The organism is Nonomuraea sp. LPB2021202275-12-8, from assembly GCF_037044575.1.
Classification (GTDB): domain Bacteria; phylum Actinomycetota; class Actinomycetes; order Streptosporangiales; family Streptosporangiaceae; genus Nonomuraea.
Genome location: NZ_JBAHWD010000041.1, coordinates 42,765 through 57,195 on the forward strand (window position 1 = coordinate 42,765; position 14,431 = coordinate 57,195).

Genomic DNA, 14,431 nt, shown 5'->3' on the forward strand with positions numbered 1-14,431 from the left:
GCTCACACAGTCTGTCCGGCGACCGGCTCGGCGCCGACGATCGGCGGCACCGGGGTGTCGGCCGAGCGGACCAGGCGCGGCCCCTCGGGGCCGTACACCTCGCGCGGCTCGGGGAAGGCCGACAGCAGCAGCAGGTAGAGCACCGCCGCCACGGCCAGGCCGACGGGCAGCGAGACGTCCACCCCGCCCGCGAGGTCGCCGAGCGGGCCGACGAACTGGCCGGGCAGGTTGACGAACATCAGCGCCAGACCCGCCGAGACGATCCAGGCGGCCAGGCCGCGGAAGTTCCAGCCATGGGTGAACCAGTAGCGCCCGCCCCGCTGGCGGCGGTTGAAGACCTGCAGCGCGTCCGGGTCGTACCAGCCCCTGCGGGTCACGTACCCGATCATCATGATCACCATCCAGGGGGCGGTGCAGGTGATGATCAGGGTGGCGAAGGTGGAGATGCTCTGGGTGAGGTTCGCGGCGAAGCGGCCGACGAAGATGAACACGATCGACAGCGTGCCGATGAACACCGTGGCCTGGACCCTGGAGAAGCGCGGGAAGACGCTGGAGAAGTCCAGGCCGGTGCCGTAGAGCGAGGTGGTGCCGGTGGACATGCCGCCGATCAGGGCGATCAGGCAGACGGGCACGAAATACCAGACGGGGGCGACGGCCAGCAGGCCGCCGACGTAGTTGGGGGCGGCCGGGTCCATGTACTCGGCGGCCTTGGCGGCGATGATCGAGGCGGTGGCCAGGCCGAAGAAGAACGGCAGGATGGTGGCGATCTGCGACAGGAACGCCGCCGCCATCACCTTCGAGCGCGGGGTGTCGGCCGGGATGTAGCGCGACCAGTCGCCGAGGAAGGCCCCGAACGAGACCGGGTTCGACAGCACGATCAGCGCCGCTCCGATGAACGACGGCCAGAAGAGCGGGTCGCCGGCGGCGAGGGTGCCCGCGTACGACGGGTCGAAGTCCCCGGCGAACGCGACCGCGCCCAGCACGAACAGCACCGACGCCGCCGCCACCGCGATCTTGTTGACGAACAGCATGAAGCGGAACCCGTACACGCACACCACCAGCACCAGGCCGGCGAACAGCGCGTAAGCAAGGCCGTAGGTGAAATCGGTGTCAGGCAGGCCCACCAGCCGGTGCGCGCCGCCGACGAGCGCGTCGCCGGAGGACCACACGGAGATGGAGAAGAAGGCGATCGCGGTCAGCAGCGACAGGAACGAGCCGACGACGCGGCCGTGCACGCCCAGGTGGGCGGAGGAGGAGACGGCGTTGTTGGTGCCGTTCAGCGGCCCGAACAGCGCCAGCGGGGCCAGGATGAGCGCGCCGACCACCAGGCCGAGCACGGTCGCGGCCAGCCCCTGCCAGAACGACAGGCCGAACAGGATGGGAAAGGCGCCCAGGACGCAGGTGGCGAAGGTGTTCGCGCCGCCGAACGCCACCCTGAAGAGGTCGAAGGGCCGGGCGCTGCGCTCGGCGTCGGGGATCCGCTCGACGCCGAAGGTCTCGATCTCGGTGATGCTCGTGGTCATGGCTTCTCCCGCAGGGCCAGCAGGCTGACGAGGTCGTAGGCGACGTGGGAGGCGGCGATCGAGGTGATCTCGGCGTGGTCGTAGGCGGGGGCCACCTCGACCACGTCCGCGCCGACGAGGTCGCACCCGGCCAGACCGCGCAGGATCTCCAGCAGCTCCCGGCTGGTCAGGCCGCCCGCCTCGGGCGTGCCTGTGCCGGGGGCGTGCGCGGGGTCCAGCACGTCGATGTCGACCGAGACGTACAGGGGGCGGTCGCCGATGCGCTGCCTGAGCGCGTCGACGACCTCGGTGACGCCGCGCCGCAGCACGTCGGCTGCCGTGAGGATGCCGAAGCCGAGGCGACGGTCTTCCTCCAGGTCCCTCTTGCCGTACAGCGGGCCGCGGATGCCGACGTGGCTGAGCGCCTCGGTGTCGAGCAGCCCCTCCTCGACGGCACGCCTGAACGGGGTGCCGTGGGTGTACTCGGCGCCGAAGTAGGTGTCCCAGGTGTCCAGATGGGCGTCGAAGTGCAGCAGCGCCACCGGGCCGTGCCGCCTGGCGGCGTCGCGCAGCAGCGGCAGCGCGATCGTGTGGTCGCCGCCGATGGTGACCAGCCGGGCGTCGAGCGCTCCGGCCGCCGCCTCGATGCTCTCGATCGCCTCCCCGATGTCGAACGGGTTGGCCGAGATGTCACCGGCGTCGGCGACCTGGACGCGCTCGAACGGGGAGACGTCCAGGCCCGGATGGTACGGCCGCAGCAGCCGCGACGCCTCGCGCACCGCCGCCGGGCCGAACCGGGCGCCGGGCCGGTAGGACACGCCGCTGTCGAACGGCACTCCCACCACGGCCACGTCGGCCCGCTCCACCTCGTCCAGGCGGGGCAGGCGGGCGAAGGTGGCGGGCCCGGCGAAGCGCGGGACCGTGGCTGAGTCGACGGGACCTCTGTTCATGCCCGCAGTCTTCGTCACCTGTCTGACCTGCGACAATTGGCTCAGCCACAAAGTACTACGGTGTGTCTTGTGGCAGAGCACAAGATGACGGTGGAGGACCTGCTGCGCTCGCCCGCCCTGCAGCTGCGGCTGATCGCCGGCGAGGCGGGGCTGGGGCGGTCGGTGTCGTGGGCGCACGTCAGCGAGCTGGACGATCCGACCCCGTGGCTGCTGGGCGCCGAAGTCATCATGACGACCGGCATCGGAGTCCCCCGCTCGGCCGCCAGGCAGCGGGCCTATCTGGAGCGGCTGGACGACGCGGGCGTCTCAGCGCTGGCGCTGTCCGCCCAGCTCCATGTGCCGCCGCTGCACCAGACGTTCCTCGAGGCCGCCGAGGAACGCGGCATGCCGGTGCTCGAGGTGCCGCTCGCCGTGCCGTTCATCGCGATCGCGCAGGAGGTCGCCGCGGCGGTGCAGGAGGACGCCAGGCACCGGCTCGGCGCGCAGTTGCAGGTCTTCGGGGCGCTGCGGTGGCTGGCGGCCGAGGACCTCGACACCGCGACGCTGTTCGGGCGGCTGGAGCGGCTGTCCGGCTACGACGTCTACCTGTGCACCCCGCAGGGCCGCCCGCTGCTGCCCGGCGTCCCGGTGCCGTCGCTGGACGTGCTGCCGTCGGAGCCGGACGCGCCGCCGACGATCCCCGGCGGCTTCGTCCTCCCCGTCCCCGCGCCGGGCGGCCCGGCAGGGTTCCTGGTGGCGTTCGAGCGCGAGGGCGCCCGGCCCGCCGGGCTGGCCGTGGTGCAGCACATCGCCACCGTGGCGGCCCTGCAGGTGGCCATGGCCCGGCATGAGCGCGAGACGCTGCGCCGGGAGGGTGCCGAGACGCTCGCCGAGCTGCTCCAGGACGTGCTGGAGCCGGCCACCGCCCGGCGCCGACTGACCAGACTCGGCCTCCCGCTCGACGCCGGGACCGTCCTGGTGGTGGTGAAGGGCGCCCCGGACGCCGCCCTGCGGCGCGCGCTGGCCGAGCACCCGCACCTGATGCTGCGGCGCGGCGACGACCACTACGTCCTCGGCCCGCCCGAGCTGCGCTCCCCGATCACCTCGCTCCCCGGCGCGCACGCCGGGATGAGCAGGCCGTTCGCGCCCGGCGGCTCGACCCGGATGGCCAGGCGGGAGGCCGTCTGGGCCGCCACCAGGGCCGTCGAGTCGGGCCAGGCGCTGGTCCACTACGGCGACGACAAGACCGGGCGCTGGCTGCCCGAGGACACCGAGACGCTGGCGGCGCTGGTGGAGGACGTGCTGGGCGAGGTGCTCGCCTACGACGAGGCGCACGACTCGCGCCTGCTCACCTCGGCACGCACCTGGATGGAGCGCGACCGCCGCACCGACGACGCGGCCGCCGCCCTGCACATCCACCCCAACACGCTGGCCTACCGCCTGCGCAGGTTCGCCGCGCTGACCGGCCGCGACCTGTCGTCGAGCGACTCCTTCGCCGAGGTCTGGCTGGCCATCCAGGCGGCCCGCCAGCTGGGCCTGCACGACCCGGCCCCCTCGTGAGAGCTCTCAGGCGAAGAGCTCCTCCACGGAGTTCACGAAGGACGCCCGCTGGATCCACCGCTCCAGCACGGCCGTGTCCGTGGTGGCCATGAGGCGCTCCATCTCCTTCTGAGGACTACCCGTCAGCGCGACAGGTCGTCGGATCGATGCTGCCCAGGGCCCCGATTGAGGCGACTGGGCAGGTCGAACGACTTCAATACCTCAGTCGGCCAGCTGGATGGTGGCGATCTCCCAGGCTCGAAGCGGCAGGCGGAGGACGCCGTCCGTGACGGGGAGCGGCTCGCCGGGGCGGCCGCGCAGGTCGGCGTGCCGAGCCTGCGTGAACGCGCCCTCGATGACCGCCTCGGTGCCGGTGTCCGTGAGTGCCACGACGCGCAGCTCCTGCCGGTCGTCGCGGGCGCGCAGCGAGGTCATGACCACGCCGTCGCCCGACACCGACAGCCCGGAGGCCGCCGCCGGCAGCGGGAGCGAGGGGGAACCGGTGCCCGCGACCGTCAGCATGTCGTGCCTGAACGTCTCGGCGGCGGACGGCACGGCCGCCCACGTCCCGCTGTAGGGCATCAGCGCCAGGCCGACCGAGCGCAGGCCCCTGGACTGGGCGGCCGGGGTCGCCAGCTGGGGGCCGGCGGGCTCGGGGCGGAGCGCGTGGCGGTTGCGCGACAGGTAGCCGATCGAGCGCAGCAGGGTGAGCGCGAGCTCGCCGCCCTCCTCCACCAGCTCGTACTCGGTGACGTGCTCCAGCAGCGCCGCCACCCCGCCGGCGGCCACCCACCCGGACGCCGGGAAGGTCGGCAGCGGCTCCTCGCCGCAGCCGCCCTCGGCGGTCAGGCCCCGGGTGACGACCGCGAACTGCCCCTCGGCGTGCGAGACGGTCGCCCGCTCGGGCAGCGGCACGTGCAGCCGCACCCGGTGGTCGGCGCAGCGGTTGTCGAACTCCACGTTCAGCCGCACGTACGGCTCGCCCGCGCGCAGCTCGACCCGGGTGCGGACGGCGATCTCCTCGGTCGCCTCGGTCCGCGACGGCGCGGGGATCTCAGGAGTGCCCTCGATCCCGTCGCCCGCGCCGGGCCACCGGTAGGTGCGCCAGACGTCGAACGCCGCCACCAGCGGCCCGGAGCAGACCTTGCTCACGTGCACCGACTCCGGCTCGGAGACGAACCGGTCGTCGGCCGGAGGCGCGTAGTTGTAGCTGTCGCCCACGTCGCCGCCGTCGACGATCCGGCCGGCGCCGGTGAGGGTCACCCCGTCGGCGCCGGTCAGCGTCAGCGTGCCGTCGCGCGCCACCTCGACGCGCAGCAGGCCGTTGTCGAGCACCCGCTCCTCGGCCCGCACGCCGGCGACGGCCGGGGCCGCTCCCGTCGCGCTGTCGTACGGCGCGGGCCGCACGCTGGTGTGGCCGAGCGGCGGCGCCTCGACCAGCGCGGCCACGGTGCGGCGGGGTTCGGCCAGGATCCGGACGCGGGTCACGCCGTCCAGCGCCCCGCGCACCTGGCCCACGTTGAAGGCCACGGACGGCTCGCGGGCGACGGTGAAGGTGAGCACGCCGTCCTCGACCGACCAGCCCGTGATGTGCTGGCCGTAGAGCTCGGTGCCGTGGATGAACGTCAGCGCCGTGGCGGGGTCCATCTCCTCGTCGAGCAGCAGCGTCGGAGCGTACTCCAGCGGCTGGACGGGAATCTTCGCGCCCGTCGGGTCCACCAGCGGGTCCTCGCCCGCCACGTCCACCAGCACCACGCCGCTGCGCGCGGCGGGCGTCGGGTTGACGACGAGCACGCCGTCGGACGGCACGGCGGCGGCGAGCTTGGCCGTCACCATGTCGCGCACGGCCTGACCGAGGTGCTCGGCCTCGGCGATGCGGGCCGCCACCTGCTGGGCGGTCTCGTCCACGCCGCAGCCGGTGACCGAGTCGTGGCCGCTGGCATCGACGAGCCGCCACCAGGCCATGTCGAGGAAGCGGCCCGGCCAGTCGTCGCCCCAGAGCGTGGCGAGCGGCTCCGCGTAGCGCTCGACCATCCGCTCGGCGCGGCCCATGGCCTGCTTGACGTGGGCGCGCACGGAGATGACGCCGGGCAGGATGTTGGCCCGGGCGTGGGAGCGCAGCTCTCCGGCCACGCGGGGCAGCCCCGCCACGTCGCCGAAGTGGGCCTCGATGTATCCGGACAGGGTGTCCATGCGGGCGCCGAGCTCGGACACCATCTCCGGCAGCCCGCGCACCGGCGCCGAGTGGTCGGTGCCGTACATCGCCAGCAGCGCCCCCTCAGGGCCGTGCCAGCGGCGCATCGTCTCGACGAAGGCGGCGCCGCGCTCGGCGAGCTGGCCGGCGTCCTCGAACAGGTGCGCCCCGTTGCCGTAGCCGCCCGCCGGCAGGTACTGCGTGCGCAGCGCCGTCCCGTCGGGCGCGACCCAGGCGAAGGCGTCGGTCGTCACCGAGGACGGCACGCCGCGATAGACGCAGGCGTGCAGGAGCCCGGCCCGCCGGAGGATCTGCGGCATCTGCGCGGTGTGCCCGAACATGTCAGGCAGGTAGCCGACCGCCATGCCCCCGCCGAGCTTGTCGGCCCGGTCCATGCCGAGCTCCAGGTTGCGGACGATGTTCTCGCCCGAGCAGAGGAACTCGTCCAGCAGGATCTGCCACGGCCCCACCGCCAGCCGCCCGGACTCGACCAGCGCGGCGATCCGGTCGCGGTTCTCCGGCCGCACTTCCAGGTAGTCGTCCACGCAGGCGAGCTGGCCGTCGAGGGTGAAGTGGTAGCGGGGCTCGCGCTCCATCGTGTCGAGCACCTCGTCCAGCAGCGCGACCAGCCGCAGCCTGAACCGCTGGAACGGCTCGTACCACTCCCGGTCCCAGTGCGTGTGCGGGACGACGACGATCTCCGTGGACTCTGCGGTCACGCTGCTTCCCCTCCGATCTGCAGGTCGTGCTGTACGGCGAAACGGGCGGCGATGCGCTGGGCGGTGACGATGTCCTCAAGGGCGCCGGCCGCGCCCGTGAGCGGCGGCTTGCCGTCGTTGACGAAGGCGTGGAAGGCGGCCAGCTGCACCTCGAACGCCTCGGTCACGTCCCGCCACTCCGTGCGGCTCTCGGCGCCCGCGCCGGACACCACGGTCAGCGTGGTCGGCGCGTTCATCAGGTAGGGCGCGGGGAAGACCAGCTCAAGCGAGCCGCGATCGTGATGGATGACCACGGTCTCGCGGTAGGCCGGATAGTCCTCCAGGTAGTGCCAGCGGATCCCGAACCGGCCCCCGGCGGGCAGCGGCCCGGAGATCTCGACGGATCCGGGGGCCGCCCCCCACGTCTCGACGTGCGAGATCTCGGCGGGCGAGCCGGTGAAGCGCCGCAGCAGCGACAGGTCGTGGCAGATCGAGCCGAGCGCCACCCCGTACAGGGCGCGCACCTCGTCCGGCGCCGACTCGCCCAGGGCCTGAGAGACGAGCCCGTTCTCGGCCTCCCGGAGGGACGCGAGCAACTCGGGGTCCACGTCGCGAGCCTGCGTCAGGTTGGCGAAGGCGAGCTGCGACTCCCCGCTGGGATGCAGCACCGTCACCTCGACCGACCTGATCACGCCCGGCCCGCCCAGCTCCGCCAGCAACTCCTCGGCCCGGCGGACTGCCGGGTCGTACTGCTTCATGTAACCCACCATGAGGCGGCCCTCGGGCAACGCCGCCACCTCGGCACGCGTCAGCGCCAGCGGTTTCTCGCACAGCACCGCGTAACCGGCCGCGAGCGCCTGCCGTACGGGCTCCCCGTGGGAGCCGGACGCCAGCATGAGCACGGCGTCGAACCCGCCGGCCTCCAGCATGTCGCCGACCGCGGTGTAGCGGCCGGGCGCGCCCAGCCGGTCTCCCACCGCGTCGGCCAGGGTCTGCGACAGATCGCAGACGGCCGTCACCTCGAACAGGTCACGGCGGCGCGACAGCAGCGGCACGTACACCGCCTGCGTGACGGCTCCGCACCCGACAAGCGCGATCTTCAAAGCCCGCTCCTCCAGCGTGGTCCCACCAGCCAGCCCCTCCGGCATGGCCCCAAAGTCCGGCTCAAAGTCCGAGTTCCCTCAGCTTCTCGCGGTTGGCAGCTTGATCGGCGATGTTCTGCGCAACTGAGCGCCGCCCGGGCAGGGTGTCCTGCTCGATGATGACCCAGCCCTGATAGCCGATCTCCTCCAGCGTGCGCACCACCCCGGGCAGGTCGAGCTCACCCTGGCCGAGCGGCGCGAAGCCGCCCCTGCCCATCAGCTCGCGCAGGTCCACGCCGTCGGCGAGCGCCTGGGCGAGGATGCTCCGGTCGCCGTCCTTGATGTGCACGTGGCCGACCCGGCCGGACCACTCGCGCAGTGCGGTCACCGGGTCTCCCCCGGCGAGCAGCAGGTGGCCGGTGTCGAGGCAGAGCTGCACGTCGGTCAGCTCCAGGAGCCGCTCGACGTCCTCCGGAGTCTCGACGTAGGTGCCGAGGTGGTGGTGGAAGGCGGGCTCGAAGCCCGCGTCGCGGCAGCGCTGGGCCGCCTCCTGAACCCGCGAGGCGTAGCCGGCCCACTGCGACGGCTCCAGCCCTGGAGCGTTCCCGCCGGGGCGGGCGAAGCGGGCCGGCGAGCCGGAGCAGCCGAGCGTCGGCCGGGGGGCCAGGTGCTCGGGGGCGGCGGGCGCCGCCGCGAACACCTCCAGCGTGGCGTCGAGCGCGGCCAGCCCCCGCTTGAACTCCTCGGGGTCGCTGTAGCGCAGGTCGGCCCAGCCGCCGGCGAGCAGCAGCCCGCCCAGGCGCTCGGCCAGATCGTCCTTGGTGCCGAGATAGCCGATGGGGCCGAGGTCGATGCCCTCGTAGCCGGCATCGGCGATCGCGCGCACCATCTCGTCGGCGGCCAACGGCGGCGGCGCGTCGCTCAGCTCGAACACGCCGAAGCTCACCGGGGCGTTGGCGACACTTGTCAGGCGCATAGCGCCATCACCTCGTTCTCGTAGGTTTCCAGACGGTGCCGCCCCTCGGCGGCGGGCAGCAGCACCCGGTCGCCGCGCACGACCTGGCGGGCGCCGCCGGGGCGCACCAGGACGAGACCGTCGGCGTTCAGGGCGAGCAGCTCGTCACCCAGCCGCAGGAGCAGCGGTGCATCGGGCCCGGCGGAGATCGCCGTGCGGCCCGCGGCCACGGCGTCGAAGACGGCGCCGGTGTCCTCGGCCAGCACCCACGTGGTGGGCGAGCCGGGCAGGCCGTCCTGGCCGTGCCGGTGGAAGTCGCTGGCGCCGATCCAGACCAGATCGGGCCGCCAGGCGTCGGCCCAGGCCAGGGGCGCGCCCCAGCGCCGGTCCCACCAGCCGGAGTGCCAGACCTCGGCGACGCGAGGCCGCTCGGTCAGCGGCTGGAGCCAGGCGCAGTCGCCGCCCAGCGGATGGTTGATCGAAATCAGGCCGCCCTCGCGCGCGGCGTGCTCGACCCAGGAGTCGGCCGGCTGCCGGAAGTCCACCCAGCCGACGTCGCCGAACACGTTGGCGTGACCGCGGTCGGTGGTGACCTCCTGGCCGGGCAGGAGCGCGATGCCCCGGTCGGTCTTGGCCAGCTCGGGGTGGTGGCTGACGGTGTTGTGGTCGGTGACGGTCAGGAAGTCCAGGCCGCGCCCTCTGGCGAGCTCGGCGAGCTCGGCGATGGTCAGCGAGCCGTCGCTGTGCAGGGTGTGCGCGTGAAAGTCACCGGCGAACCACCGCAGGCCGTCGATGTCGGGGATGTCCCTACGGGGCGGGCGCTCGCCCGCGGGCGGCTCCTCGACGGCCGGCCGCGCCGGCGGCGCGGTCTCAGCGAGGATCTCCAGCGTGTAGTCGAGCCCCTGCGGAGGGATCCGGTGCAGGCGCACCCACACGTTCCAGACGCCCGGCTCGGGCTCGCCCGGCAGGTAGCCGGGCGTCGCCCAGTCCCCGGTGATCGTGTACGTGTCCCGCGCCCCGCCGGACCAGCCGCGAAAGCCGTCAGGCGCGCCGCAGCCCAGGTCGAGGACCCCCTGCGAGCGGTCGTAGGCCAGCCGCACGGTCACCGCTGCGGTGCCCGCGGGCACCTCGAACGGGACCTCGCGCAGGATGCGCTCCAGCCGGTCGTCCAGGCTCCAGCGACCACGGATCACCGTCATGCCGACACCAGCTCACCGTCGCGGTAGGCCAGCGCGCGGTCGCGCCTGGGCACCGCGAACCCCTGCTCGCCGAGCTCCGGCTCCCGTCCTTCGGGCACCACCGCCTGCACGAGCACGTCGGCCACCTCCAGGGTGACCAGGTGGGAGGCGCCCAGGTTCTCCACGATGACCACGTCGCCGGACAGGCTGCCGTCAGCGGGCTCGGCGGTGTAGGACATGTATTCGGGACGCACGCCGTACACGATCTTCTCTCCGTCGACCAGGAGGCCTTCCGCCGAGGCGGGGACGGGCACCTTGCACCCGGCCACCTCCAGCGTGTCACTCCTGACGACGGCGTCCAGCAGGTTCATCGGAGTCGAGCCGATGAAGGAGGCCACGAAGGTGTTGGCGGGCCGCTGGAACACCTCGGCGGGGGTGCCGATCTGCCGGATGTGCCCGGCCTCCATCACCGCCATCCGGTCGGCCATGGCCAGCGCCTCGGCCTGGTCGTGGGTGACGAAGACGGTGGTGACGCCGAGCTCACGCTGGAGCTTCTTCAGGAACGTGCGCGCCTCCAGCCGGAGCCGGGCGTCCAGGTTGGACAGCGGCTCGTCGAACAGGAACGCCTGCGCCTGCGTGGCCATCACACGGGCCAGCGCGACGCGCTGCTGCTGGCCGCCGGAGAGCTGGCCGGGCCGGCGGTCCATGAGGAGCTCCAGGCCCAGTCTGGCGCCGACCGCGGCGGCCTTGCGCTGGCGCTCGGCCTTGGCGACCTTCTTGATGCGCAGCGGGTAGGCGATGTTGTCGGTGACGTCCATGTGCGGGAACAGAGCGTAGTCCTGGAAGACCATGGCGATGTCCCGGGCGCCCGGCTGGATGCCCGTGACGTCGCGGTCGCCGATCACGACCGCGCCGCCGGTGGCGGTCTCCAGCCCGGCGATCGTGCGCAGCAGGGTGGTCTTCCCGCAGCCCGAGGGGCCCAGCAGGGCGAAGAACTCTCCGTCGGGGATGTTCAGGTCCAGCGAGTCGAGCGCCTTCACTCCACCGGGATAGACCTTGGTCAGGCCCCGAAGTTCGATTGCGGCCATTTCAGCGCTTTATCCCTCCGTGGAAGCGGAAGCCGTACTTTTTGCTGACGAAGAGGTACATGAGCACCACGGGGATCGAGTAGAGCAGCCCGAACGTGGACAGCACCTTGAGGTTGGCCTGGCCGCCCTCGGTGTAGAGGGTGTACATGATCACCGCGGCGGGCTGCTTCTCGACATCGCTGAGCAGCAGGTACGGCATCAGGAAGTTGCCCCACACGTTGGCCACGGTCCAGACCGCGATGGTCGCCAGGCCCGGCCGCACCAGCGGGACGACCACGTGGGCGACGATCTGCAGCGGCGAGGCGCCGAAGACGCGGGCGGACTCCTCGTAGGACTTCGGTGTGGAGTCCATGAAGTCCTTGATCATGAAGATCGCCGCCGGGAGCAGGCCGCCGCTCAGGATGAGGATCAGCCCGGTGTGCGAGTCGATCAGGTTGAGCTCGATGGCGAGCTGGAACAGCGGCACCATCGCGGCCGTGCCGGTGATGATCGAGGAGAGCAGCAGCAGCGCGTACAGCAGCGCGTCGCGCCCCGGCAGCCGCACGCGGCTCAGCGCGTAGGCGGCCAGGGCGGAAAGGACCACGACGAGCAGCGCGGTGCCGATCGACAGCACCAGCGAGTTCACCAGCGACCAGAGGGCGTACGGATGATCGATGATCATCTGGAAGTTCTCGAAGGTGAAGTCGGGCACCCGGACCTCGTAGGTCGGGTCCGAGGTGAACGGCGCCGTGGCCAGCCACAGAAGCGGGATCGTGAAGAAGGCCAGCAGCACCGCGATCAGCGTGTAGAAGCCGATCCGGCCCGCGACGAACCGCGTCATTTCTTGCTCCTGAGCAGCCGCAGGTAGAACACCGCCACGACCAGGTTGATCAGCAGGATGACCGTGGAGATGGCCGCGCCGTAACCCAGGTCGCCGCTCTGCAGCGCGGTCTTGTAGACGTGCACCGCCAGCACCTCGGACTTGCCGTCAGGACCGCCCGCGGTGAGCAGGAACGGGCTGAAGTCGTTGAACGTCCACAGGCTGATCAGCAGCAGGTTGGTCAGGATGTGCCCTCTGATGTGCGGGAACACCACGTCGCGAAGCTGCTGCCAGCCGGAGGCCCCGGCCAGGCGGGCGCTCTCCAGGTGTGAGGGGGGCACGTTCCCGAGCGCCGCGCCGTACAGCATCATCGAGAACGCGGTGCCGCGCCAGGTGTTGAAGATGATGATGGACAGCATCGGGTGGTCGAGCAGCCAGGCGAAGCCCTCGATGCCGAGCAGCGCGTTGAGCGTGCCGCTGTCGCGGTCGAGGAGCGCCACCCACAGGAACGACACCACGGCGCTGGGCAGGATCCAGGCCAGGATGACCAGGCCCTCGACGATCCGCTTGAGCGGGCCGCGCCAGTCGCGCAGCATCCAGGCGATCGTGAAGCCGAGCACCACCTGGCCGATGACGGCCGAGCCGAGCACGAACTGGAACGTCAGCCAGGTGGAGTCCCAGAAGTTCGGGTCGGTGATCGCCTGGAGGAAGTTGTCCAGCCCGACGAACTGGGGGTCGGCGGCGGCCAGGCCGGTGAGCCGGTAGTTCATCAGCCCCAGGTAGATGACCCAGAGCGCCGGGAACACCAGGAACACGGCGATGAGCGCCAGGGCGGGCGCCACGAAGGCGCCCGCTCTGAGCCGGCCCAGGCCCGCCGCGTCGGAGCTGTAGCGGCGGCGGGCCGTCGTCGTGTCGTCGACGACCTTCACGGGGTCAGGAGGCGACGTTACCTGCGCCACCGACGATTCCTTCGAGCTTCTTGGCGTACTCGGCCGCCGCCTGGTCGGGCGCCGTGCCGCCGACCACCGCGGCGGTGGCCTCCTGCAGCGCCACCGACACCTGCGGGTAGACCGCCACCGGCGGCCGGTAGGCCGTCAGCGGGAGCACCTCGTCGGAGATGTAGGTCAGCAGCGGCTCGCCGGCGAGGATCTCCTTGTTGACGTCGGTGCGCGGGGTGATGCGCACGTTGCCGTCCTTGGTCTCCTCCTTCAGCGCCTCGGGTGAGAGCGTGAAGGCGAGCAGCTCGAAGGCTTCCTTCGGGTGCTTGCTGCCGGGGTTGACGGTGCGCAGCGCGCCACCGGACATGCTGACGAAGTCCTGGCCGCGCACGCCCTTGCCGGCTTCGATGGCCGGGATCTTGGCGTAGCCGACGACCTGGTCGCGGTCGGCCATCTTGGCGACGCCGTCCTTGGGGTTGACCACGCCGCGCCAGAAGTAGTCGCCTTCCATCAGGATGCCGATCTTGCCCTCGGCGAACTGCTGGAACGACTTGTCGCGGCCCTTGGCCTCCTGCTGGAGCTTGGGGTCGCCGAGACCGCCACCGTAGATCTTCTGGTAGAGGCCGAGCGCGTCCTTCATCGGCTGCGAGGCGCCGGACCACTTGCCGTCCTGCTGGACCTCGCCGCCCGCGCCCGCGAGCAGCGGCAGCACGCCCTGCATCGAGGTGGCCTCGCCCATGGCGGTGCCCGCGTTGATCTGGATCGGCACCGGGACGCCCGAGGACTTCAGCTTGGCGCCCGCGTCCAGGATCTCCTGCCAGCTCTTCGGCTGCCAGTCGGCCGGCAGCCCGGCCTTGCCGAACAGCGTCTTGTTGAAGTAGAGGACGCGGCCGTCGGTGCCGACGGGCAGCGCGTACTTCTTGTCCTCGAAGGTGGCCAGGCCCTGGACGGCTTCGGGGATCTGCTGCCAGCCCTCCCAGCTCTCCGCCTCGGGACCGACCACGTCCGCCAGCGGCTTGATGTAGCCGGCCTCGGCGAACTCGCCGGCCCAGATGCCGTCGATGTCGATCACGTCCGCGCCCTTGCCTGACTTGAGGTCCAGGGAGAGCTTGGTCTTGTACTGCTCGTCGTCGACGCCGCTGGGGACGAACTTGACCGAGACGTCCTTCCCCTTAGCCTTCTGGGCCTCCACGAACTTGGGGATGACCCAGTTGGCGATGTGGTCGGCCGCCGCCGCGTTCTTTCCGCCGGCGATGGCGTTCTGGGTGATCGTGAGCTCGATCGCGTCACCGCCGCCGCCACCGCTGGACGACTGCCCGCAGGCAGCCAGTCCCAGCGCGGACACGGCGACTACCGCGGCCACACTCATCGACCTTTTGCGCAACACCATGCAAACCCTCCGACACGTCCTAAAAGGGAGGAAGTCAGGGCCAATATGTCATGACATCCATATGACGTAAAGACCTGGCTATGTTTCGGGAGCGTGCCCACATGCTGCGACTTTGCCCGCGGGGAGAACGGTCAACAGA

General features: G+C 71.7%; 11 protein-coding genes. 1 reads left to right on the top strand and 10 read right to left on the bottom strand.

Annotation, left to right across the window (positions count from 1 at the left end; genetic code table 11):
• Positions 1 to 2: 2 nt before the first annotated feature.
• On the bottom strand, positions 3 to 1,523 hold the full coding sequence (locus V5E28_RS42445; protein ID WP_336215660.1) for a purine-cytosine permease family protein: 1,521 nt from the start codon (positions 1,521 to 1,523) through the stop codon (positions 3 to 5).
• Positions 1,520 to 2,452, bottom strand: coding sequence for an agmatinase (gene speB / locus V5E28_RS42450; RefSeq protein ID WP_336215661.1), 933 nt, complete (start codon positions 2,450 to 2,452; stop codon positions 1,520 to 1,522). Before speB ends, V5E28_RS42445 begins: the two co-directional genes overlap by 4 nt.
• Positions 2,453 to 2,521: 69 nt before the next feature.
• Here speB and V5E28_RS42455 point away from each other — a divergent pair, with 69 nt between their 5' ends.
• The gene (locus tag V5E28_RS42455) at positions 2,522 to 3,991 is read left to right on the top strand and encodes a PucR family transcriptional regulator (RefSeq protein WP_336215662.1); all 1,470 of its coding nucleotides are present in this window, start codon (positions 2,522 to 2,524) and stop codon (positions 3,989 to 3,991) included.
• Positions 3,992 to 4,192: 201 nt separating this feature from the next.
• On the opposite strand, the gene V5E28_RS42460 is transcribed toward V5E28_RS42455, so the two are convergent.
• The 8 genes from V5E28_RS42460 to V5E28_RS42495 all read right to left on the bottom strand — a co-directional run bounded on the left by V5E28_RS42460 (position 4,193) and on the right by V5E28_RS42495 (position 14,265).
• Complete coding sequence (locus tag V5E28_RS42460; RefSeq protein WP_336215663.1) at positions 4,193 to 6,883, bottom strand: alpha-mannosidase; 2,691 nt, start codon at positions 6,881 to 6,883, stop codon at positions 4,193 to 4,195.
• Positions 6,880 to 7,965, bottom strand: coding sequence for a Gfo/Idh/MocA family protein (locus V5E28_RS42465; protein ID WP_336215665.1), 1,086 nt, complete (start codon positions 7,963 to 7,965; stop codon positions 6,880 to 6,882). Before V5E28_RS42465 ends, V5E28_RS42460 begins: the two co-directional genes overlap by 4 nt.
• Before the next feature lie 61 nt (positions 7,966 to 8,026).
• Positions 8,027 to 8,920 carry a TIM barrel protein gene (locus tag V5E28_RS42470; RefSeq protein ID WP_336215667.1) on the bottom strand — a complete coding sequence of 298 codons (894 nt, stop codon included), beginning with the start codon at positions 8,918 to 8,920 and terminating at the stop codon, positions 8,027 to 8,029.
• Positions 8,911 to 10,098, bottom strand: a complete 1,188-nt coding sequence (locus V5E28_RS42475; RefSeq protein WP_336215668.1) for a CehA/McbA family metallohydrolase — start codon at positions 10,096 to 10,098, stop codon at positions 8,911 to 8,913. The genes V5E28_RS42470 and V5E28_RS42475 overlap by 10 nt, the downstream gene beginning before the upstream one ends.
• Complete coding sequence (locus tag V5E28_RS42480; RefSeq protein ID WP_336215669.1) at positions 10,095 to 11,165, bottom strand: ABC transporter ATP-binding protein; 1,071 nt, start codon at positions 11,163 to 11,165, stop codon at positions 10,095 to 10,097. The genes V5E28_RS42475 and V5E28_RS42480 overlap by 4 nt, the downstream gene beginning before the upstream one ends.
• Position 11,166: 1 nt before the next feature.
• Entirely contained in the window at positions 11,167 to 11,985 is an 819-nt protein-coding gene (locus V5E28_RS42485) for a carbohydrate ABC transporter permease (protein WP_336215670.1), read from the bottom strand.
• Positions 11,982 to 12,923, bottom strand: coding sequence for a carbohydrate ABC transporter permease (locus tag V5E28_RS42490; protein WP_336215672.1), 942 nt, complete (start codon positions 12,921 to 12,923; stop codon positions 11,982 to 11,984). The genes V5E28_RS42485 and V5E28_RS42490 overlap by 4 nt, the downstream gene beginning before the upstream one ends.
• Positions 12,898 to 14,265, bottom strand: a complete 1,368-nt coding sequence (locus V5E28_RS42495) for an extracellular solute-binding protein (protein WP_442945959.1) — start codon at positions 14,263 to 14,265, stop codon at positions 12,898 to 12,900. The genes V5E28_RS42490 and V5E28_RS42495 overlap by 26 nt, the downstream gene beginning before the upstream one ends.
• Between the last annotated feature and the right edge of the window lie 166 nt (positions 14,266 to 14,431).

Bases quoted from the DNA above. Each gene is read 5' to 3' on its own strand.
- V5E28_RS42445 (WP_336215660.1), bottom strand. From the start codon at position 1,523: ATGACCACGAGCATCACCGAGATCGAGACCTTCGGCGTCGAGCGGATC.
- speB (WP_336215661.1), bottom strand. From the start codon at position 2,452: ATGAACAGAGGTCCCGTCGACTCAGCCACGGTCCCGCGCTTCGCCGGG.
- V5E28_RS42470 (WP_336215667.1), bottom strand. From the start codon at position 8,920: ATGCGCCTGACAAGTGTCGCCAACGCCCCGGTGAGCTTCGGCGTGTTC.
- V5E28_RS42475 (WP_336215668.1), bottom strand. From the start codon at position 10,098: ATGACGGTGATCCGTGGTCGCTGGAGCCTGGACGACCGGCTGGAGCGC.
- V5E28_RS42480 (WP_336215669.1), bottom strand. From the start codon at position 11,165: ATGGCCGCAATCGAACTTCGGGGCCTGACCAAGGTCTATCCCGGTGGA.
- V5E28_RS42485 (WP_336215670.1), bottom strand. From the start codon at position 11,985: ATGACGCGGTTCGTCGCGGGCCGGATCGGCTTCTACACGCTGATCGCG.